This is a genomic window from Pseudomonas sp. ArH3a, assembly GCF_022648765.1.
Classification (GTDB): Bacteria; Pseudomonadota; Gammaproteobacteria; order Pseudomonadales; family Pseudomonadaceae; genus Aquipseudomonas.
Map to the genome: position 1 here is coordinate 5,121,452 of NZ_CP080330.1, position 18,655 is coordinate 5,140,106.

Annotated in this window: 21 protein-coding genes; 11 read left to right on the top strand and 10 right to left on the bottom strand. The window is 58.8% G+C overall.

The annotated features are described in order from the left end of the window. Positions 1-193: 193 nt before the first annotated feature. Both K0P33_RS23390 and K0P33_RS23395 read right to left on the bottom strand, forming a co-directional pair. A complete protein-coding gene (locus K0P33_RS23390) occupies positions 194-592 on the bottom strand; it encodes a DUF2177 family protein (RefSeq protein ID WP_094950264.1) in 399 nt (132 codons plus the stop codon). A 52-nt stretch (positions 593-644) separates the two neighbouring features. Beyond that, positions 645-1,481 (bottom strand): S1-like domain-containing RNA-binding protein, encoded by an 837-nt coding sequence (locus K0P33_RS23395; RefSeq protein WP_094950263.1) that lies wholly within the window; start codon positions 1,479-1,481, stop codon positions 645-647. Between the two features lie 320 nt (positions 1,482-1,801). Here K0P33_RS23395 and K0P33_RS23400 point away from each other — a divergent pair, with 320 nt between their 5' ends. From K0P33_RS23400 to K0P33_RS23410, 3 genes are all read left to right on the top strand, one after another. Further along, positions 1,802-1,981, top strand: coding sequence for a hypothetical protein (locus tag K0P33_RS23400; RefSeq protein ID WP_003193095.1), 180 nt, complete (start codon positions 1,802-1,804; stop codon positions 1,979-1,981). 220 nt (positions 1,982-2,201) lie between these two features. Continuing rightward, positions 2,202-2,924 carry a TorF family putative porin gene (locus tag K0P33_RS23405; protein ID WP_242151705.1) on the top strand — a complete coding sequence of 241 codons (723 nt, stop codon included), beginning with the start codon at positions 2,202-2,204 and terminating at the stop codon, positions 2,922-2,924. A 66-nt stretch (positions 2,925-2,990) separates the two neighbouring features. After that, a complete protein-coding gene (locus tag K0P33_RS23410) occupies positions 2,991-3,860 on the top strand; it encodes a DUF6279 family lipoprotein (RefSeq protein ID WP_094950261.1) in 870 nt (289 codons plus the stop codon). Between the two features lie 127 nt (positions 3,861-3,987). Here K0P33_RS23410 and K0P33_RS23415 read toward each other — a convergent pair whose 3' ends face one another. Then, positions 3,988-4,377, bottom strand: coding sequence for a transcriptional regulator (locus tag K0P33_RS23415; RefSeq protein WP_094950260.1), 390 nt, complete (start codon positions 4,375-4,377; stop codon positions 3,988-3,990). 155 nt (positions 4,378-4,532) lie between these two features. Between K0P33_RS23415 and K0P33_RS23420 the strand changes: the two genes are divergently transcribed. Next, positions 4,533-4,808 (top strand): hypothetical protein, encoded by a 276-nt coding sequence (locus K0P33_RS23420; protein ID WP_094950259.1) that lies wholly within the window; start codon positions 4,533-4,535, stop codon positions 4,806-4,808. Between the two features lie 50 nt (positions 4,809-4,858). On the opposite strand, the gene K0P33_RS23425 is transcribed toward K0P33_RS23420, so the two are convergent. Further along, on the bottom strand, positions 4,859-6,205 hold the full coding sequence (locus K0P33_RS23425) for a DEAD/DEAH box helicase (RefSeq protein WP_094950258.1): 1,347 nt from the start codon (positions 6,203-6,205) through the stop codon (positions 4,859-4,861). A gap of 193 nt (positions 6,206-6,398) precedes the next feature. Here K0P33_RS23425 and K0P33_RS23430 point away from each other — a divergent pair, with 193 nt between their 5' ends. Continuing rightward, entirely contained in the window at positions 6,399-7,697 is a 1,299-nt protein-coding gene (locus tag K0P33_RS23430; RefSeq protein ID WP_242151709.1) for a mechanosensitive ion channel family protein, read from the top strand. 108 nt (positions 7,698-7,805) lie between these two features. Here the strand turns inward: K0P33_RS23430 and K0P33_RS23435 are convergent, their stop codons facing one another. The 3 genes from K0P33_RS23435 to K0P33_RS23445 form a co-directional block, all read right to left on the bottom strand. Then, the gene (locus K0P33_RS23435) at positions 7,806-8,672 is read right to left on the bottom strand and encodes a carboxylate/amino acid/amine transporter (RefSeq protein WP_094950256.1); all 867 of its coding nucleotides are present in this window, start codon (positions 8,670-8,672) and stop codon (positions 7,806-7,808) included. Positions 8,673-8,875: 203 nt separating this feature from the next. Continuing rightward, positions 8,876-9,475, bottom strand: a complete 600-nt coding sequence (locus tag K0P33_RS23440) for an FMN-dependent NADH-azoreductase (protein WP_242151712.1) — start codon at positions 9,473-9,475, stop codon at positions 8,876-8,878. Positions 9,476-9,626: 151 nt separating this feature from the next. Then, positions 9,627-9,941 (bottom strand): 3-phosphoglycerate kinase, encoded by a 315-nt coding sequence (locus K0P33_RS23445; protein WP_094950254.1) that lies wholly within the window; start codon positions 9,939-9,941, stop codon positions 9,627-9,629. Positions 9,942-9,990: 49 nt separating this feature from the next. Here K0P33_RS23445 and K0P33_RS23450 point away from each other — a divergent pair, with 49 nt between their 5' ends. From K0P33_RS23450 to aqpZ, 5 genes are all read left to right on the top strand, one after another. After that, positions 9,991-10,914 (top strand): LysR family transcriptional regulator, encoded by a 924-nt coding sequence (locus K0P33_RS23450; RefSeq protein ID WP_094950253.1) that lies wholly within the window; start codon positions 9,991-9,993, stop codon positions 10,912-10,914. 14 nt (positions 10,915-10,928) lie between these two features. Continuing rightward, entirely contained in the window at positions 10,929-11,732 is an 804-nt protein-coding gene (locus K0P33_RS23455) for an alpha/beta hydrolase (RefSeq protein WP_242151715.1), read from the top strand. Between the two features lie 3 nt (positions 11,733-11,735). Then, entirely contained in the window at positions 11,736-12,299 is a 564-nt protein-coding gene (locus K0P33_RS23460) for a peptidylprolyl isomerase (protein ID WP_094950251.1), read from the top strand. Between the two features lie 94 nt (positions 12,300-12,393). Continuing rightward, positions 12,394-14,226, top strand: a complete 1,833-nt coding sequence (locus K0P33_RS23465; protein WP_242151718.1) for an ABC transporter ATP-binding protein — start codon at positions 12,394-12,396, stop codon at positions 14,224-14,226. A gap of 279 nt (positions 14,227-14,505) precedes the next feature. Beyond that, positions 14,506-15,207 (top strand): aquaporin Z, encoded by a 702-nt coding sequence (gene aqpZ, locus K0P33_RS23470; protein ID WP_242151721.1) that lies wholly within the window; start codon positions 14,506-14,508, stop codon positions 15,205-15,207. 54 nt (positions 15,208-15,261) lie between these two features. Here the strand turns inward: aqpZ and K0P33_RS23475 are convergent, their stop codons facing one another. The 3 genes from K0P33_RS23475 to K0P33_RS23485 form a co-directional block, all read right to left on the bottom strand. Beyond that, on the bottom strand, positions 15,262-15,510 hold the full coding sequence (locus tag K0P33_RS23475) for a BrnA antitoxin family protein (RefSeq protein ID WP_083357403.1): 249 nt from the start codon (positions 15,508-15,510) through the stop codon (positions 15,262-15,264). Continuing rightward, positions 15,488-15,766: a BrnT family toxin gene (locus tag K0P33_RS23480; RefSeq protein WP_083357402.1), complete on the bottom strand. Its 279-nt coding sequence runs from the start codon at positions 15,764-15,766 to the stop codon at positions 15,488-15,490. Before K0P33_RS23480 ends, K0P33_RS23475 begins: the two co-directional genes overlap by 23 nt. 78 nt (positions 15,767-15,844) lie before the next feature. After that, the gene (locus K0P33_RS23485; RefSeq protein ID WP_242156105.1) at positions 15,845-16,969 is read right to left on the bottom strand and encodes a GNAT family N-acetyltransferase; all 1,125 of its coding nucleotides are present in this window, start codon (positions 16,967-16,969) and stop codon (positions 15,845-15,847) included. A 282-nt stretch (positions 16,970-17,251) separates the two neighbouring features. On the opposite strand from K0P33_RS23485, the gene K0P33_RS23490 reads away from it, so the two are divergent. Continuing rightward, positions 17,252-18,574, top strand: a complete 1,323-nt coding sequence (locus K0P33_RS23490) for a putative porin (protein WP_094950247.1) — start codon at positions 17,252-17,254, stop codon at positions 18,572-18,574. The last annotated feature ends 81 nt before the right edge of the window (positions 18,575-18,655 follow it).

Below are 18,655 nucleotides of genomic sequence, written 5' to 3' on the forward strand. Positions count from 1 at the left end.
GGCTCCTCGAAATACCGGCCTGCGCTGCCGTAACGGGATGCATACGGGACGCGGCATGGTTTGTATACGAGGCTTTCAGCAGAATGCGTGCCAATGGCACACAATCCCTCTGGATCGGCGCTCCAAAGGGGTTTATGCAGGGCTAAATTCCGGCACTACGCTCAGCAACGGTGCACATAAATCCTGTACACAATCAGTGGTGCACCCGATCTGCACACAGGTAGCCAACCGTGCAGCACGCCGCTGTCAGGAAGGTGCCCCACGCCATGTCCATGATGGCCAACCCAGCGGACCAGCCTTGCAGCGTGGCCCAGTTGCTCAGGTCATACGTGCCGTAGGCCACCAGCCCGAGCAAGGCACCCAGGCGTGCGGCGCGTTGCCAACTGCCGCTTGGCAGCACCACGAACACCACGCAACCGATCACATACAGGAGATAGAACAACACCGCGGGCAACAGGCGGGGTTGGTCAAGCATCAATGGGCCGAGCAGGGATTTGTAGGTCGGGCCCATAAGGACACCGAGCCAGAGGCCGTCGAGCACCAGGAAGGCAAGCAAGGTGGCGAGGTAAGCGAACAGTGTTTTCTTGGTCATTTACGCAACCTCTGCAGGAGCCCAATTGCTCCTACAGAAGAGCAAACCGCACTCAGCTTAGTTCAATGCGATCCGCGTGAATCACAATCTGACCTTGCTTGTAGAGCGCACCAATGGCCTTTTTGAAGTTGCCTTTGCTCACGCCGAACAAGTTGCTGATCACTGCCGGGTCGCTTTTGTCGCTGACCGGCAGGGTGCCGTTGTTTTCACGCAACTTGGCGAGGATCTTCGAGTTCAGGCTGGAGGCCGCTTCCTGCCCGACCGGTTGCAGGCTCAGGCTGATGTTGCCATCGGCGCGAATCTCTTTGATAAAGCCTTTCTCTTCCTTGCCCGGGCGCAGGAACTTGAACACTTCGTTCTTGTGGATCAGGCCCCAGTGCTTGTTGTTGATGATCGCCTTGAAGCCCATGTCCGTGGCTTCAGCCACCAGCAGGTCGACTTCCTGGCCCACCTGATAGTTGGCAGGCGTCTTGTCCAGGTAGCGGTCAAGACGTGCGGTGGCGGTGATGCGCTTGGTGTGCTTGTCGAGGTAGACGTGCACGACGCAATATTCACCGGCGGTCATCTGACGTTTTTCTTCCGAATACGGCAGCAACAGATCTTTTGGCAAACCCCAGTCAAGGAACACGCCAATGCTGTTGACTTCAACGACTTTCAAACTGGCGAATTCGCCGACTTGTACTTTCGGCTTCTCGGTCGTCGCGATAAGTTTGTCATCGCTGTCCAGATAAATGAAAACGTTAAGCCAGTCTTCATCTTCACTGGGAATATCTTTAGGAATGTACCGATTAGGCAAGAGGATTTCGCCCTCTTGCGCACCGTCCAGGTACAAACCAAAGTTAGTGTGTTTAACCACTTGCAAGCTGTTGTAGCGCCCGACTAAAGCCATTTCCAAATACCCTCGTTACGTGGGCGGCATTCTACCCGAGTTGCGCCCCGCGCGCGCGCACCTGAAAAATCACGGGCTGACGTGGTCTCCCGATGGCATCGCCCCGCTCGTCTGATCAGGTCACTGAATTTTGCCGCTGGCCAGTGGCGGCCATCTCCCGGGCTTTCTAGTTAAAACAGTAAGTTAGGGGTTATTTCAACGGTAAACTTCGGCTAATTGCGGCCACACCCATTATTCCAGGGGGATATTTGCCAAGCAATTGTCAAGTGTTTCCTGTACGATGCATGGCCAAGTTAATTTTCTACAGGTTAGTGGCCGCCATGCGCGTAAAAGCATCCAACAGCAAAGCAAAGCCAGCTCCAGCCGTTGAAACCAGCGAATCGATCAACAGCCAGATTGCTGCTTTCCTCAAGTCCGGCGGCGAAATCCAGCAAATTGCCAAGGGCGTGAGCGGCCAGACTTTCGGCCCGTCCAAGCAGATCAGCCTGGGCAAAAAGTAAAATTCGCGCAACACCCCCTGCGTTGCATCTAGTCCCTAAGCGTCTTGCCCTCAAGGCGCCAAGACTAGAGCCCGAAATACCCCCCCTGCATCACACCATAGTGCGCTAATCGACGAACGGGCCTCACCTGCAGGTTTTCGCCGGTATGCTTGCACACGTCTAGCACGGGCATCTGCCCAATTTTCCCTGTCACTGCTCCTCGCTTTTCATGGAGTGAAGCTTGCTCAAGCCCTGCATTTTTCTGATAACTGCCCTTGCGGCAAGCCCCTTTGCGCAAGCGCAGATTTTTCAGCGTGAATTGGGCGATTTCGACCTGAAATTGGGCACTACGCCAAGCCGTAGCATGGCCCAGGGCCTTGTAAAGCCTACCCCTCCGGGCAGCGACTCATTCCACGGCGGCCTCGACCTGAGCCACGACAGCGGCCTGTATTTCGGCCAATTCTCACCGAACATGGGGCTTTCACCCGCCAATAACCTCGAAGTCGACTCCTACATGGGCTTCAAACGCCCTTTCGACAAGACCCTGGGTTATGAAGTGGGACTGATTCATTACAGCTACCCCAAGCTCAGCCCACTCAACAGCCAAGAGTTCTACGGCGGCTTGAACCTGTTGGGCAATCGCTTCGGCGCCTCCTTCAGCAACGACCCGGACCGCCAGGACAGCACCCTGTTTGCCGACCTTGGCGGCACGCAGCCTTTCGGCATCGGCGTCAGCATGAAGTACACCACGCACCAACTGGGCTCCCCGGCCTCGGTGGAAGGCGGTGCCATCAGCAGCTTCAGTGATTGGTCGATACAACTTTCCCGCGCGTGGAAGGGCGTCGACCTGGACCTGATCTACAGCGACTCCAGCCTCAGCGGCGGTGACTGCTCGGCCTACTCCGGACACAATTCGCAATGCGACGGTCTCTTGACCTTAAAGGCTGCGCGATCGTTTTATTGATGGGCTGAACTGTCGCCCACAGCACGAGTTCACATGCATTAACTCCCTTTGCGCAAGGACTCGCCCATGCTGCGTCGGCTCAAACTATTAATCGTATTGCTGAGCCTGAGCTTGCTGCTCAGCGGCTGCAGTCGCGTGGGCCTGGCCTACCGCAACCTGGATATCATCATCCCCTGGAGCCTCAACGACTACCTGGACATGCACGCCGGGCAGAAGAGCTGGTTCAACGACACACTCAAGGAACACCTGGCCTGGCACTGCACCACGCAATTGCCGGGCTATCTGGATTGGCTTGATCGCCTGCAACAGATGGTCGACAACAACCAGGTCACTGACGACGCGCTGCAAACGCGCACTGTGGAAGCCAAGCAGGCGATTGCCGAAGTCGCACGGGAAATCACGCCGTCGGCCATTCAATTGCTGCAAGGCCTGGATGATCAGCAGGTCAAGGACATGAGCGACGCCCTGGCCAAGGACCTGCGCAAGCGTCAGGACGAATACCTCAAGCCGCCCCTGGAGCAGCAAATCAAGGAACGCGCCCAACGCATGAGCAAACGCCTGGACGCTTGGATGGGCCCGCTCAGTGCCAGCCAGCAGAATCGGGTCACCGCCTGGTCAATTAGCCTCGGGGAGCAAAACGAGCAGTGGATCGGCAACCGCGCCCGTTGGCAGGCGCAGTTTATCGACGCGGTGCAGCAGCGTCAGAGCGCGGACTTCGCGCAGAAAATGCAGCAGTTACTGGTGGACCGTGAAAGCCTGTGGCCCGCGCAATACAAGGTCGCCTATGCCCAGACGGAAACGGCGGCACGCAGCCTGATTGTCGACCTGATGGCCGAAAGCACGGTGCAGCAGCGCATGAAGCTGACGCAGAAGATTGGCGGTGTGCGCAGCGACTTCAAGGCACTCAAATGCCTAAAGGCTGCCGGCAATACCTGATCTGCAAGGAAGCCAATATGGGAGCGGGCTTGCCCGCGATAGCGGTAGATCAGCCGGCAGATTGATTGCCTGACACTCCGCATCGCGAGCACGCCCGCTCCCACAGGGTCATACAGCGCCTGTTAGATCAAGCAATCTGCGCCTTTGAGGCCACTTCATCAAACGTCGCCGGCTCCAGCGCATCCGGCTGGTCATCCAACACCTGGCGCGGGTGATCGTTGCCCGGGATGGAGCTGTCAATCAGCGCCAGCAGTTGCGCACCGCGAGCGGTCAAGATGAAGTTCTCACCGTTTCCGCCCTCTTCCTCAGGCCGCGATTCAATAAACCCACGCTTGAACAGCAGCGCTTCGTAATCCGCAGCGGTCTCTTTCAACGTATCCAGATTGCCAGTGGACTCGCCCGCGGTGGCCTTCTCGGCAGCTTCCTGCTCGGCATATTTACGCGGTGCAAAGCTGCCTTCGCCGTTCTGCACTTCATGCAGCAGACGTTCGATCAAATCCCAGTTGTAAGTCGTCATCCTGATTCCTCCTGCAGGCCGATGGAAAAGTAGCCTGTCTAGAGGTGTGACATGCCCCGTCACCGGGCGTTCAGCCGAATAGACCGGCGTCATTTCTCTGAACTTTCCAGACGTTCGCCACCTCAACTGAACACCACTGCCAAGGAGGACCGATCATGAAAACCCTGATGAACCTGGCCATTGCCGCCACGCTGCTGACTGCCCTGCCCGCCTGGGCGTGCACGCCGGAGGAGGCCACGGCGAAGCGCGAACAACTGGCACAGGAAGTGACCAAACTCACTGAGCAGAACCCGACCAAGGCCAAGGAAATGAATGCAGAGCTGCAGAAAATGGACATGGACACGACGGCCGCTGATTTACCCGATAAATGCCAGTTGATCGATCAGCGCCTTAAAGATCTCAAAAAAGCGGCTGCCGAGACAAAAAACTGAAGGCATAAAAAAACCGGACATCGTCCGGTTTTTTTCATACCCGCGCAGCCTTACTCGGCAGCTGGCGCTTCTGGCTTGCGACGCTTGAGCGGCGCCATGCCGTCCTTGCTGACGAGCGACAGGTTGTCGGTCTTCGGCCGGTTGGCAATCTTGCGCTTGGTCGGCGACTTGGCACCGGCCTTTTTCTTGTCGCCCTTGGCGTCGACCTTTTTCTTCTTCACGCCAACGGCCTTGCCCGACGCTTTGACCTTCTTCGGCCCGGTGTAGGTGCCTTTGACTTCCTTGATGGTGCGGCGCTCGAACGACTGCTTCAGGTAGCGTTCGATGCTCGACATCAGGTTCCAATCACCGTGGCAGATCAGCGAGATCGCCAGGCCATCGTTGCCGGCGCGCCCGGTACGGCCGATACGGTGCACGTATTCGTCGCCGCTGCGAGGCATGTCGAAGTTGATCACCATGTCCAGGCCATCCACGTCCAGGCCGCGGGCGGCAACGTCGGTGGCAACCAGGATCTTCACGCCGCCGGCCTTAAGGCGGTCAATAGCCAGCTTGCGGTCCTTCTGGTCCTTCTCACCGTGCAGCACGAACGCTTTGTAGTCCTGTGCCACCAGACGACCGTAGATGCGGTCAGCTGCAGCCCGGGTGTTGGTGAACACGATGGCCTTTTGATAGGTCTCGTTGGCCAACAGCCAGTTAAGGATCTGTTCTTTGTGCACGTTGTGGTCGGCGGTGACGATTTGCTGACGCGTGGTGGCGTTCAGGTCGCTGACGTTGTTGACCTGCAGGTGCTCAGGGTTGTTCAGGATCTTGGCGACCATGTCGCGCAGGGTCGAGCCGCCGGTGGTGGCGGAGAACAGCATGGTTTGCTGGCGATTCACGCATTCAGCTACCAGACGCTGCACATCATCGGCAAAACCCATGTCGAGCATGCGGTCGGCTTCATCAAGCACCAGCACTTCGACTTCCTTGAGGTCGAGGTTGCCGGCGTTGAGTTGCTCGATCATGCGCCCTGGGGTGCCGATGAGAATATCCGGCACCTTGCGCAGCATCGCGGCCTGGACCTTGAAGTCTTCGCCGCCGGTGATCAGGCCGGACTTGATGAACGTGAACTGCGAGAAGCGCTCCACTTCTTTCAAGGTCTGCTGGGCCAGCTCGCGGGTCGGCAGCAGGATCAGGGTTTTGATGCTGACGCGGACTTTGGCCGGGCCAATCAGGCGGTGCAGAATCGGCAGGACGAAAGCGGCGGTTTTGCCACTCCCGGTTTGAGCCGTCACCCGCAGGTCACGCCCTTCGAGCGCGAGCGGGATGGCCGCTGCTTGCACAGGCGTAGGCTCGACAAATTTAAGCTCGGCCACGGCTTTGAGCAGGCGTTCGTGCAGGGCGAATTGGGAAAACACGGGTGCTACCTCGAAGAAATACAAAATATCAGCTGCATAGGGTAACGGTTTCGGGCGTCCAAACCGAGTTTCTTTACGCGAACGGCGCTAATCAGCTGCTTTTTTGTCAGGACATTTGTCTACAACGTCAACTTTGTCGCACTTAAATGCTCTAATCGGTCCGTGTTGTCTTACAGAAGAATCGGTTTCATCCATGGATATCAAACAGTTCTGGCTCAACGTCCAAGACCTTTGGGGCGCCCTCGATCAACACCCGCTGCTGCATGCAAGCTTAGGTTTGGTGGTATTGCTGGTGGTGGCCCTGCTGCTCGGACGGGTCGCACGCTACCTCATCCTCCACACCGTCAAATTGCTCGGCCGGCAACCGGCGCTGCACTGGCTCAATGACCTGCGGCACAACAAAGTCTTCCACCGCCTGGCGCAGATGGCCCCATCCCTGGTGATTCAGTTCGGCCTGTATTTGGTGCCAGAGCTGAGCAAGACCGCCACGCTGTTTATCAGTAATGTGGCCTTGGCGTTCACCATCCTGTTCATGACGCTGGCCGTGAGCGCCCTGCTCAATGCGCTGCTGGATATCTACGCGCGCACTGAACATGCCCGCACCCGCTCGATCAAGGGCTATGTGCAACTGGCGAAGATGGTGTTGTTCGTATTCGCCGCGATCATCATCGTCGCCACCCTGATCGACCGTTCGCCGCTGTTGCTGCTGTCGGGCCTGGGTGCCATGTCGGCGGTGATTCTGTTGGTGTACAAGGACACCCTGCTGTCGTTCGTCGCCAGCGTGCAACTGACCAGCAATGACATGCTGCGGGTCGGTGACTGGATCGAAATGCCCCAGGTCGGCGCCGACGGTGACGTGGTGGACATCACCCTGCACACGGTCAAGGTGCAGAACTTCGACAAGACCATCGTCTCCATTCCTACCTGGCGCTTGATGTCCGAGTCGTTCAAGAACTGGCGCGGCATGCAGGCGTCCGGTGGGCGTCGCATCAAACGCAGCCTGTACATCGACGCCAGCGGCGTGCGCTTCCTGCGCGACGACGAAGAAGTGCGCATGACCCAGGTGCACCTGCTCACCGACTATATCAGCCGCAAACAAGCCGAACTCAAGGCCTGGAACGAAGCCCAGGGCAACAGCGCGCAACTGTCGGCCAACCGCCGCCGTATGACCAACCTGGGCACCTTCCGCGCCTATGCCCTGGCCTATCTGAAAAGCCACCCAGACATCCAGCCGAACATGACCTGCATGGTGCGCCAGATGCAAACCACCGCCCAAGGCGTGCCGCTGGAGATCTACTGCTTCACGCGCACCACGGCGTGGGCCGATTACGAGCGCATTCAGGGGGATATTTTTGATTATTTGCTGGCGGTGCTGCCGGAGTTCGGCTTGAGCCTGTATCAGCAGCCGAGTGGCAATGACTTGCGGGCGGGGATGTTGCCGGCGGTGTTGGGGGCCAGTCATTTGCCGGCGCCCGAACGCAGCGCTGTCTAACACCACCCTCCCCCTGTGGGAGCGGGCTTGCCCGCGATAGCGGAGTATCAGTCAGCCCATCAATGGCTGACCTACCGCTTTCGCGAGCAAGCCCGCGCCCGCAAGAGTTCAACGGCTGATCGCCTCCTTGCGCACACCCAACCGACTGATCCACACCGCCCCCAAAATCACCAACCCGCCCAACGCCAGCCTCCCCAGCGGCTCGTGCTGGTTCCAGATCAGCAAGTTCAGCAACAACCCCACCGGCACATGCAGGTTGTTCATCACCGCCAAGGTGCCGCCGTTGACCAGGCAGGCGCCCTTGTTCCACCAGTACATGCCCAGCGCGGTGCTGACCAACCCGAGGAACACCAACACGCCCCATTGCAGTGGCGCTTGCGGCAGGAAGTCGGCCTTGCCGAACAGCACGAATGCCGGCAACACCACGATCAAGGCGCCCAGGTAGAAATAGCCGAAGCGCCGGTAATGCGGCAAATCACTCGGATAACGCGCCACCAGGTGCTTGTACATCACCTGCCCGGCCGCGTAGGTGAAGTTGGCCAGTTGCAGCAGCAAAAAGCCGCCGAGGAAGTGCGGGGTAATCTGGTCGAAGCGGATCACCGCCGCGCCGCCCACCGCCACCAGTGCAGCGATCAGCGCCCAAGGGTTGAAGCGTCGATTGAGCGCGTCTTCGATCAGGGTCACGTGCAACGGTGTGAGAATGGTGAACAGCAGCACTTCCGGCACGGTGAGCACACGAAAACTCAGGTACAGGCACACGTAGGTCACACCGAACTGCAGCGCGCCGATCACCAGCATGCCACGCATGAACCGTGGCTCTACCGAGCGCCAGCGCGTCAGCGGGATAAAGACCAGCCCGGCCAGCACCACGCGCACCAGCACGGCGAAGTAGCTGTCGACGTGACCGGCGAGGTATTCGCCGATCAAGCTGAAAGAAAATGCCTGAATCAGGGTGACAACCAGTAGATAGCCCATGCGCGCCTCATTTCGAATGGGCGCGACTTTAAGGGTTTTCGGTGTTTGACGAAACTCGAGGCAAAAAAAACCCGACCTCGCTAAAGCGGCAGTCGGGCAGGAGCACTCAGGAGCAACAAGTGCAAAGGGAGGTTCGATACGCGTACTTGAAGGGTTTGCGTGGGGCGATATAAACACCACGCGATTATGTGGCGATTAAACGATCAAGCAACCTGGGCCAGCAGCGCTTTCGCGTGATTGATGCCCTTCTCCTGGAAGTCCCCGCTCAGGTTCACCCCTTCGGCGTGAATGAAGGTGACATCGTGAATCCCGATAAACGCCATGACCTGACGCAGGTAGGGTTCCTGGTGATCAGAGGTCGCGCCGGTGTGTATACCGCCACGCGCGGTCAGCACGATAGCGCGCTTGCCGGTGAGCAACCCTTGAGGGCCGGTGGGTGTGTACTTGAAGGTCACACCGGCACGCAACACGTGGTCCAGCCAGGCTTTGAGGGTGCTGGGGATGGCGAAGTTGTACATCGGCGCGGCCATCACCAGCACGTCGGCAGCCAGCAGTTCGTCAGTCAATTCGTTGGAGCGGTCCAAAGAAGCCTGTTCAATGCCGCTGCGCTGTTCGGCGGGCTTCATCCAGCCACCGAGCAGGTTGGCATCCAGGTGCGGGACCGGGTTAAGGGCCACGTCGCGCACGGTGATTTGATCCAGCGGATGGGCGGCCTGCCATTGGCTGATGAACTGTTGAGTCAGCTGGCGGGAGATCGAATCCTGCTGGCGGGCGCTGCTTTCAATGATCAGAACGTTGGACATGGCTAGGTAGGCTCCATCTGTAAGTGCTGTAAGACGATGGAGAAAAGATTAACCATGGCTCATTCGATAAAAAAGCGCAAAAAACTGCTACAACCCATCTAGAAATTTGTTTATAAGCGGAGTATTGCTGTAGGCATGCTCCGCTACCGCTTTATTTTGGGGCACACGCCAGCGCGATACGCATCTTGATAATGGCGCGGCTGAACTTGACCGTGGTGTTGGTACTTTTGCCCGCTTGGACCGTGACCTTGCGAGTACGCGGCGATTCCGGGCCATTGCTGAAGGTTACCGAACACTGCGCGTCGTTGGTGCCGTAGTTGTTTAGTCGGATCGAACTGATGTCGCCGTCCACGTCGGAAGCGATGTAGTCCACTTTCACGCCGTCGATCTTTTTCGTCACGTCGATGGGGTAGGCAAACGCGCTCATCGGCAGCAGCGCCAGCAACACACAACAGAATTTTCTCATTCGGCAGTCTCCAATAAGGACCGCCAGCTTAGGACAAGAGGAGCTCATCTTGAAAGCGCCCCGCGTTACCCTCGATCAATGGCGCACGCTGCAAGCGGTAGTCGACCATGGCGGCTTCGCCCAGGCGGCTGAAGCGCTGCACCGCTCGCAGTCCTCGGTGAGTTACACCGTGGCGCGCATGCAAGACCAGCTCGGCGTGCCGCTGCTGCGCATCGACGGGCGCAAGGCGGTGCTCACCGACGCCGGTGAAGTGCTGTTGCGCCGCTCCCGGCAACTGGTGAAAAACGCCAGCCAACTGGAAGACCTCGCCCACCATATGGAACAGGGCTGGGAAGCCGAAGTGCGGCTGGTGGTGGATGCCGCCTACCCGAATGCGCGCCTGGTGCGTGCCCTCACCGCCTTTATGCCGCAAAGCCGTGGTTGCCGCGTGCGCCTGCGCGAAGAAGTGTTGTCGGGCGTAGAAGAGTTGTTGATTGATGGCATGGCCGACCTCGCCATCAGCGGCTTCATCATACCCGGCTACCTGGGCACGGAAATGAGCGACGTGGAGTTTATCGCCGTGGCCCATCCCGACCATTCGCTGCATCGCCTCAACCGCGAGCTGAGCTTCCAGGACCTGGAAAGCCAGATGCAGGTGGTGATCCGCGACTCCGGCCGCCAGCAGCCGCGGGACGTGGGCTGGCTGGGCGCCGAACAGCGTTGGACCGTCGGCAGCCTGCCCACCGCCGCGACCTTCGTCAGCAGCGGCCTGGGCTTTGCGTGGTTGCCCCGGCACATGATCGAACGCGAACTCAACGAAGGTCTGCTCAAGCAGCTACCCTTGGAAAAGGGCGGCAGCCGCAACCCGACGTTCTACCTGTACGCGAACAAGGACAAACCCCTGGGCCCAGCCACACAGATCCTCGTGGAATTGCTGCGCACCTTTGACACCGCTCCCTTGGACGCGCCTTTCGCCGCCCCCGAGCAAGCCTGAAACGGAGTTCATGCATGGCCTGGTTCGACCATGAAGGCTGCAACCTGCATTACGAGGAATACGGCCACGGTATTCCGCTGATCCTGATCCATGGCCTGGGCTCCAGTAGCCAGGATTGGGAGTTGCAGATCCCGGTGCTGGCCCGTCACTACCGCCTGATCGTGGTGGATGTACGCGGCCATGGGCGCTCGGACAAACCCCGCGAGCGCTACAGCATCCAGGGCTTCACCTTCGACCTGCTGGCCCTGATCGAACACCTGAACCTGCCGCCCGCCCATGTGGTGGGCTTGTCCATGGGCGGCATGATCGCCTTTCAGTTGGCGGTGGACGAGCCCGGCCTGGTCAAGAGTCTGTGCATCGTCAACAGCGCGCCCGAGGTCAAGGTGCGCAGTGCCGATGACTATTGGCAGTGGGCCAAGCGCTGGAGCCTGGCGCGATTGCTCAGCCTGGCCACCATCGGCAAGGCGTTGGGCGAGCGATTGTTCCCCAAACCGCATCAGGCCGACCTGCGTCGCAAGATGGCAGAACGCTGGGCAAAAAACGACAAACGTGCTTATCTCGCCAGCTTCGACGCGATTGTAGGCTGGGGCGTGCAGGGACAACTTTCCAGGATTACCTGTCCTACGCTGGTCATCAGCGCCGACCACGACTACACGCCCGTGGCGCAGAAAGAAAACTATGTAAAACTGCTGCCCGATGCGCGACTGGTGGTGATCGAAGATTCCCGCCATGCCACGCCCTTGGATCAACCCGAAGTCTTTAACGCTACCTTGCTCGATTTTCTAAAGACAGTCGAAACCACTACCCAGGATCACTGACCTATGTTGAAAAAAATCGCCTTCTTTGCCGGTTCTGTTTTGTTCGCTGCCAACCTGATGGCCGCCGAGCCCGTCAAGGCGCCTCACGTACTGATCACCACCACCAACGGCGACATTGAAATCGAACTGGACCCGGTCAAGGCGCCGATCAGCACCAAGAACTTCCTGGCCTATGTCGACAAAGGTTTCTACACCAACACGATTTTCCACCGCGTCATTCCGGGCTTCATGGTCCAGGGCGGCGGGTTCAACGCGCAGATGTCGCAGAAGCCAACCGAAGCACCGATCAAGAACGAAGCCAGCAACGGCCTGCATAACGTGCGTGGCACCCTGTCGATGGCACGCACCAATGACCCGAACTCGGCCACCAGCCAGTTCTTCATCAACGTCGCCGACAATGCTTTCCTCGACCCAGGCCGTGACGCCGGTTATGCCGTGTTCGCCAAAGTAGTCAAAGGCATGGACGTGGTCGACGTCATCGTCAACTCGCAAACCACCACAAAGCAGGGCATGCAGAACGTGCCTATCGATCCTGTTCTGATCAAGTCGGCCAAGCGCATCGACTGAGGTCTGCAGGGCGTTCTTCAGGTAGCCCCGCGCGGCGCCCACAAGGCACCGCGCGCATTTGAACAGGAGAGCCCGCCAGGCGGGCGTCAACCTAATGCTCTATCGTCGTTTTGAACAACTGATCGATATTTTCCGCGCCGCCCCCAGCGACGCCCCTCCCGACAAAGTCCTGCCCTTCTACCTCTACTACCTGCGCCAGGTGTGGCCAAGCTTTGCCGCCTTGCTGGTGGTGGGCCTGATCGGTGCGTTGATCGAAGTGGCGTTGTTCAGCTACCTGAGCCGCATCATCGACCTGGCACAAGGCACGCCGCCCGCCAACTTTTTCCAAATTCACAGCACCGAGCTGATCTGGATGGCCGTGGTGGCCCTGCTGCTGCGCCCAATTTTCAACGGCCTGCATGACTTGTTGGTGCACCAGACCATCAACCCCGGCATGACCAGCCTGATTCGCTGGCAGAACCACAGCTACGTGCTCAAGCAGAGCCTGAATTTCTTCCAGAACGATTTCGCCGGGCGTATCGCCCAGCGCATCATGCAAACCGGCAACTCACTGCGTGACTCGGCGGTGGCGACGGCGGAAGCCATCTGGCACGTGTCGATCTACGCGATCAGCGCCCTGGTTTTGTTTGCCGAGGCCGACTGGCGCCTGATGATCCCGCTGATCACCTGGATCATCTTCTACAGCCTGGCCCTGCGCTACTTCGTGCCAAGGGTGAAAGAACGTTCGGTGATCTCCTCCGAAGCGCGTTCCAAGCTGATGGGCCGCATTGTCGACGGCTACACCAACATCACCACCTTGAAGCTGTTCGCCCATACGCAGAATGAGCAGGAATACGCCAAGGAAGCGATCATCGAGCAGACCGAAAAAACCCAACTGGCCGCCCGCGTGCTGACCAGCATGGACGTGACGATTGCCATCTTGAACGGCCTGCTGATCGTCACCACCACCGGCCTGGCGTTGTGGTTGTGGACGCAGTCACTGATCTCCGTGGGCGCGATTGCCCTGGCCACCGGCCTGGTGATTCGCATCGTCAACATGTCCGGCTGGATCATGTGGGTGGTCAACGGCATTTTCGAAAACATCGGCATCGTGCAAGACGGCCTGAAAACCATCGCTGCGCCGCTGGCGGTCACCGACCGCGAGAATGCCCCGCGCCTGAACGTGCCGCATGGCGAAGTGCGCTTCGAGCAGGTGGATTTTCACTACGGCAAGAAAAGCGGGATCATTGGCGGCTTGAACCTGAACATCAAGGCTGGGGAAAAGATCGGCCTGATCGGCCCGTCCGGCGCGGGCAAGTCGACCCTGGTCAACCTGCTGTTGCGCCTGTATGACCTGCAAGGCGGACGCATCCTGATCGATGGCCAGAACATCGCCGAGGTTGCCCAGGAAAGCCTGCGCGCACAGATCGGCATGATCACCCAGGACACCTCGCTGCTGCACCGTTCGATCCGTGACAACCTGCTGTACGGCAAGCCGGATGCCACCGACAAGGAACTCACCGCCGCCATCCGCAAGGCACGCGCCGATGAGTTCATTCCGTTGCTGTCGGACGCCGAAGGGCGTACCGGGCTGGATGCCCATGTGGGTGAGCGCGGGGTAAAACTGTCCGGCGGACAACGCCAGCGCATCGCCATCGCGCGGGTGCTGCTCAAGGACGCGCCGATCCTGATCATGGACGAGGCCACCTCGGCGCTGGACTCGGAAGTGGAAGCGGCGATCCAGGAAAGCCTGGAAACGCTGATGCAGGGCAAGACGGTGATTGCGATCGCGCACCGGTTGTCGACGATTGCGCGGATGGACCGATTGGTGGTGCTGGAGAAAGGGCAAATCGCCGAGACCGGCAACCACGCTGAGTTGCTGGCCCATGGCGGGTTGTATGCAAGGTTGTGGCAACACCAGACCGGGGGTTTTGTCGGCATCGATTAAAAGTACACCGATGAACAATGTGGGAGCTGGCTTGCCTGCGATGAAGGTGCATCAGGCGACATCATTGTCGCTCAATAACCGCAATCGCAGGCAAGCCAGCTCCCACACTCAATCAGCGCCAGGTTCCCTATTCATGGGCCCTGGCGCTTTTTTATGGCCTGGACTTGCCTACAAAGCCTGCTTCAATCAAAGCAGTGCCCAGAGGGGCGCTGAAGTAAATCTGCAGGGAGCATCACTGATTTACTGATTGGGTAGAGCGATCTATCAAGGACGTGCTGCATGTCTTTGTTCAAACGTTCAGTCACAGAGGGGTTAGGTACGTTTTGGCTGGTGTTGGGCGGTTGCGGGAGTGCGGTGTTGGCCGCAGCGTTTCCCGCCGTCGAGATAGGCCTGCTGGGTGTAGCCTTGGCATTCGGGCTCACGGTGTTGACCATGGCGTTCGCCATCGGGCATATCAGCGGCTGCCATCTCAACCCGGCAGTGTCAGTGGGGCTGGTCGTGGGCGGGCGGTTTCCGGCCAAGGAGTTACCGGCTTACATCATCGCGCAGGTGATCGGCGGCACCGTCGCCGCTGCGCTGTTGTACTTCATTGCCAGCGGCAAACCGGGGTTCGAACTGGCGTCGGGCCTGGCTTCCAATGGCTATGGCGAGCATTCGCCCGGTGGTTACTCACTGGCAGCAGGGTTTGTCTGTGAACTGGTGATGACGGCGATGTTCGTGCTGATCATCCTCGGCGCCACCGACCGTCGTGCCCCGCCGGGCCTGGCGCCCATCGCCATTGGCCTGGCCTTGACCCTGATCCACTTGATCTCCATTCCCGTGACCAACACTTCGGTCAACCCGGCGCGCAGTACCGGCCCGGCACTGATCGTCGGCGGGTGGGCGCTTCAGCAGTTATGGCTGTTCTGGCTCGCGCCGATCCTTGGCGCGGTAATCGGCGGCGTGACCTATCGATGGCTGGGCAAGGAGGAACCGGCCTGAGGCAAACGGGTTCAGCCCTGCCGATAAGGCAGGGCTGAGTTAAATAAGCTGTCGTCAGCCTTGATGGGCCTGCATGTACTGGCGCAATAGCTGGTTTATGCGCGTCTGGTAGCCAGTACCCTGACCTTTGAACCACTCCAGAACATCAGCATCCAGTCTAATAGTAACCGCCTGCTTCACCGGCACACGTAGCTCCGCACGCCGGAAAAACTCGGCGTCCAGCTCAGGAATATCGCTGGTATCGATTTCTTCATCACTCATCTTGGCCAGGCGCTCCCAATCAGTTTTCGATGTTTGCGTCATAGTATTTGGCCTCCTTCTTGGTTGCTTTTCGGGCAGAGATGATTCGGATCACATCACCACACCGTTCGGTGTATACGACCACACCCATTAACAGTTTTATCCAGCCAATACTGATCCAACGCTCTTCGCCATAATCTGCCCGATCATCGCGTAAGGCCAGCATTGGATGCCGAAAGATATCTGGAACGTCATTAAAATCGATGCCGTGCTTGGCAATATTGGCTTTATTTTTGGAGTCATCCCACTCAAAAAGCATGGCACATCCTGTATGTACTTTTGTACATACAGCATAAAAGATTTCGTTACTTTTGGGTGGGCTCGCCAGACCGATGGTTCAGCCCTGCCGATAAGGCAGGGCTGCCCTCGCCTCTTCGGCATACGCCAGAATCCCCACGCGCTCGCGCTGCAGGAAGTCCTCCACGGCACTCTTTAACCCTGGATGGCGCAGGTAATGCCATGAACGGGTAATCACCGGCTCAAACCCACGAATCAATTTGTGCTCGCCCTGGGCGCCGGCGTCGAAGCGTTGCAGGCCATGGGCGATGGCGTAGTCCATGCCTTGGTAGAAGCAGGTTTCGAAATGCAGGCGGTCGAACTCCGCCAGGCAGCCCCAATAACGCCCGTAGAAGCTATCGCCACCGATCAGGCTGAAGGCCATGGCCACCGGGCGTGTGCCTTGTTTGGCCAGTACCACGCGGATCGCCTCGGGCATGCGCTCGGCCAGCAGGCTGAAAAAGGTGCGGGTCAGGTAGGGTGACTGGCGACGCACGGCGTAGGTGTTGGCGTAGCAGGCGTAGACAAAATCCCACTGCGCTTCACTCAGCTCATGGCCTTGCAGCCATTCGAACTCGATGCCCTGCCCCGCCACTTGTTCGCGCTCTTTGCGCATCTGTTTGCGCTTGCGTGAGCTCAAGGCGTCGAGAAAGTCCTGAAAGTCGCGATAACCGCGGTTCTGCCAATGAAACTGGCAGCCCAAGCGCTGCAGCCAGCCCGCTTGCTCCGCCAGCGCCGCATCGGCCAAAGGGTCAGTGAAATTGATATGAGCGCTGGAGAGCCCTTCGATTTCCAGGTAGCCCGGCAAGCTGTTCAGCAACTCGAAACCGTCCTCAACCGTTCTCGCCAGCAAGCGCGGCCCACTGACCGGGCTGAACGGCACCGCCGTCAGCAACTTGGGGTAGTAATCGATACCGGCGCGCTCACAGGCATCCGCCCAGCCGTGATCAAACACGTACTCGCCGTAGGAATGCCATTTGCGATAACTGGGCAACGCCGCCACCAGACGATCGCCTTCCCAATGCAGCAAATGCTCCGGCTGCCAACCCGAGTGCGGGCCCAGGCTGGCGCTGTCTTCCAGCGCGCTCAGGAACGCATGCCGCACAAACGGTTGGGCCTGCGGCACGAGGGCGTCCCATACCTCGGGGGCGATTTCGGACAGGTTATCCAGGCGTTGCAACGGCATCGGCATCCTCACTACTTCGGGGCGTGAAAGCCTGGCGAGTATCGCTTATCGACGGGCTTTACACATCTTCAAATCGCGGGACAAGGGCTAAAACCAATAGTTCCGTTTCTAAATGTTTTGTCATCTAGATGACATCACTTAGCCACTCTTTCGTCATAAGTGATCGCGATACTGACGCTTGTTTTTAGAGCGCCAGGTTCTACCAGGCAGCTATTTTCCGTCCGTCATCGGTCGGTTGTGTCCTGGATGGTTTGCCATCCCTCCTCACTTTCGGAGATTGATATGCGTCTTGCTTCCACTAAAACTGCGGCGCTCCTGTGTGGCGGCCTGTTGCTGGCCCTGAGCGTTCCGGCCAGCGCCGCAGTCGACGCTAAGTTGCTCGACATGCTCAAGGCCAACGGCCAGATCACCGCTGCGCAGTACACCGAACTGCAAGCGGAATTGGCCAAGGACCAGAAAGAAAAGCAGATCGCACGGCAAGCTCAACAAGAGACCAACGAGCAGATCGCGGCCACCGCGAAAAAAACCAATGACTTGAGCGTGTTCGACCAGAAGCTGGCCTGGGCTGCCAAGACCCAGTTCAAGGGTGACGTACGCTTCCGTCAGGAAACCGTGAAGATCCAGGGCGAATCCAACAACGGCGGCCGTGACAAAGACCGTCAGCGCATCCGTGCCCGCCTGGGTGCCTACACCGAGATCAACTCGCAAGTCGACACCGGCATTCGTATCGCCACCGGCAGCAGCGACGACGCGCGCTCCACCAACCAGGACCAGGACAACTACTTCGACAAGAAGTCGATCTGGCTGGACCTCGGCTACATCGACTACCACCCGGACCAGATCAAAAACCTGCACGTGATCGGGGGCAAGATGCTCCAGCCGTGGGTCAACATGGGCGACGTGATCTGGGATAGCGACATCAACCCGGAAGGTCTGGCCCTGACCTACAAATACCCACTGGGTAGCAGCGCGGAGCTGTTTGGTAGCCTGGGTAACTACAACCTCAAGGACAACGTTGACGGCGACGGCGTGCAATTTCGCCACGACCTGCGCCTGACGTCCGGCCAGTTGGGCACGCGTTTCTCGGTGACCGACAACCTGAAAATGACCCTGGGCGGCAGTGTCTACGCCTACCAGAACGACAAAGACAGCCGCTGCACAACCACCACCACGCCTTGCGCATTGGCGGTTAACGGCAACTCGGCCGACAACCAATTCCGCCTGTATGAAGGGTTTGCCCAGGCTGACATCGGTGGCCTGGCGGTACCGCTGGCGTTCTACGGCCAGTACGTGAAAAACAACGATGCTGTGACCGACCAGGACACGGCCTGGTTGATCGGTGCCAAGTCCAAAGTGTTTGGCTTCAACCTCGACTACAACTACCGCGATATCCAGCGTAACGCTGTGGTTGGCGCCTTCACTGACTCGGACTTCGCCAACGGCACCACCGGTTCGCGCGGTCATAAGATGAAGGTCAGCTACGACATCGACAAGAACTTCGCCCTCGGCGCCACGTACTTCCTGACCAAGGCTGACTACGCCAGCCGCACGCAGCGTGATGCCAACACCAACACCCTGCAGTTGGATGCCGAAGCCAAGTTCTAAATGTGCATGCAATAAGCCTTGGGCCAGGACGGCCCGAGGTCGTTTTTAACAGCCTTGCGTGGGTGGTTCGATCCCCATCAT

Bases quoted from the DNA above. Each gene is read 5' to 3' on its own strand.
- K0P33_RS23420 (WP_094950259.1), top strand. From the start codon at position 4,533: ATGAAAACCCTGATGAACCTGGCCATTGCCGCCACGCTGCTGACTGCC.
- K0P33_RS23485 (WP_242156105.1), bottom strand. From the start codon at position 16,969: ATGCCGTTGCAACGCCTGGATAACCTGTCCGAAATCGCCCCCGAGGTA.
- K0P33_RS23390 (WP_094950264.1), bottom strand. From the start codon at position 592: ATGACCAAGAAAACACTGTTCGCTTACCTCGCCACCTTGCTTGCCTTC.
- K0P33_RS23490 (WP_094950247.1), top strand. From the start codon at position 17,252: ATGCGTCTTGCTTCCACTAAAACTGCGGCGCTCCTGTGTGGCGGCCTG.
- K0P33_RS23415 (WP_094950260.1), bottom strand. From the start codon at position 4,377: ATGACGACTTACAACTGGGATTTGATCGAACGTCTGCTGCATGAAGTG.
- K0P33_RS23465 (WP_242151718.1), top strand. From the start codon at position 12,394: ATGCTCTATCGTCGTTTTGAACAACTGATCGATATTTTCCGCGCCGCC.
- K0P33_RS23400 (WP_003193095.1), top strand. From the start codon at position 1,802: ATGCGCGTAAAAGCATCCAACAGCAAAGCAAAGCCAGCTCCAGCCGTT.
- K0P33_RS23435 (WP_094950256.1), bottom strand. From the start codon at position 8,672: ATGGGCTATCTACTGGTTGTCACCCTGATTCAGGCATTTTCTTTCAGC.
- K0P33_RS23395 (WP_094950263.1), bottom strand. From the start codon at position 1,481: ATGGCTTTAGTCGGGCGCTACAACAGCTTGCAAGTGGTTAAACACACT.
- K0P33_RS23430 (WP_242151709.1), top strand. From the start codon at position 6,399: ATGGATATCAAACAGTTCTGGCTCAACGTCCAAGACCTTTGGGGCGCC.
- K0P33_RS23445 (WP_094950254.1), bottom strand. From the start codon at position 9,941: ATGAGAAAATTCTGTTGTGTGTTGCTGGCGCTGCTGCCGATGAGCGCG.
- K0P33_RS23480 (WP_083357402.1), bottom strand. From the start codon at position 15,766: ATGCTTTTTGAGTGGGATGACTCCAAAAATAAAGCCAATATTGCCAAG.
- K0P33_RS23460 (WP_094950251.1), top strand. From the start codon at position 11,736: ATGTTGAAAAAAATCGCCTTCTTTGCCGGTTCTGTTTTGTTCGCTGCC.
- K0P33_RS23410 (WP_094950261.1), top strand. From the start codon at position 2,991: ATGCTGCGTCGGCTCAAACTATTAATCGTATTGCTGAGCCTGAGCTTG.
- K0P33_RS23440 (WP_242151712.1), bottom strand. From the start codon at position 9,475: ATGTCCAACGTTCTGATCATTGAAAGCAGCGCCCGCCAGCAGGATTCG.
- aqpZ (WP_242151721.1), top strand. From the start codon at position 14,506: ATGTCTTTGTTCAAACGTTCAGTCACAGAGGGGTTAGGTACGTTTTGG.
- K0P33_RS23455 (WP_242151715.1), top strand. From the start codon at position 10,929: ATGGCCTGGTTCGACCATGAAGGCTGCAACCTGCATTACGAGGAATAC.
- K0P33_RS23475 (WP_083357403.1), bottom strand. From the start codon at position 15,510: ATGACGCAAACATCGAAAACTGATTGGGAGCGCCTGGCCAAGATGAGT.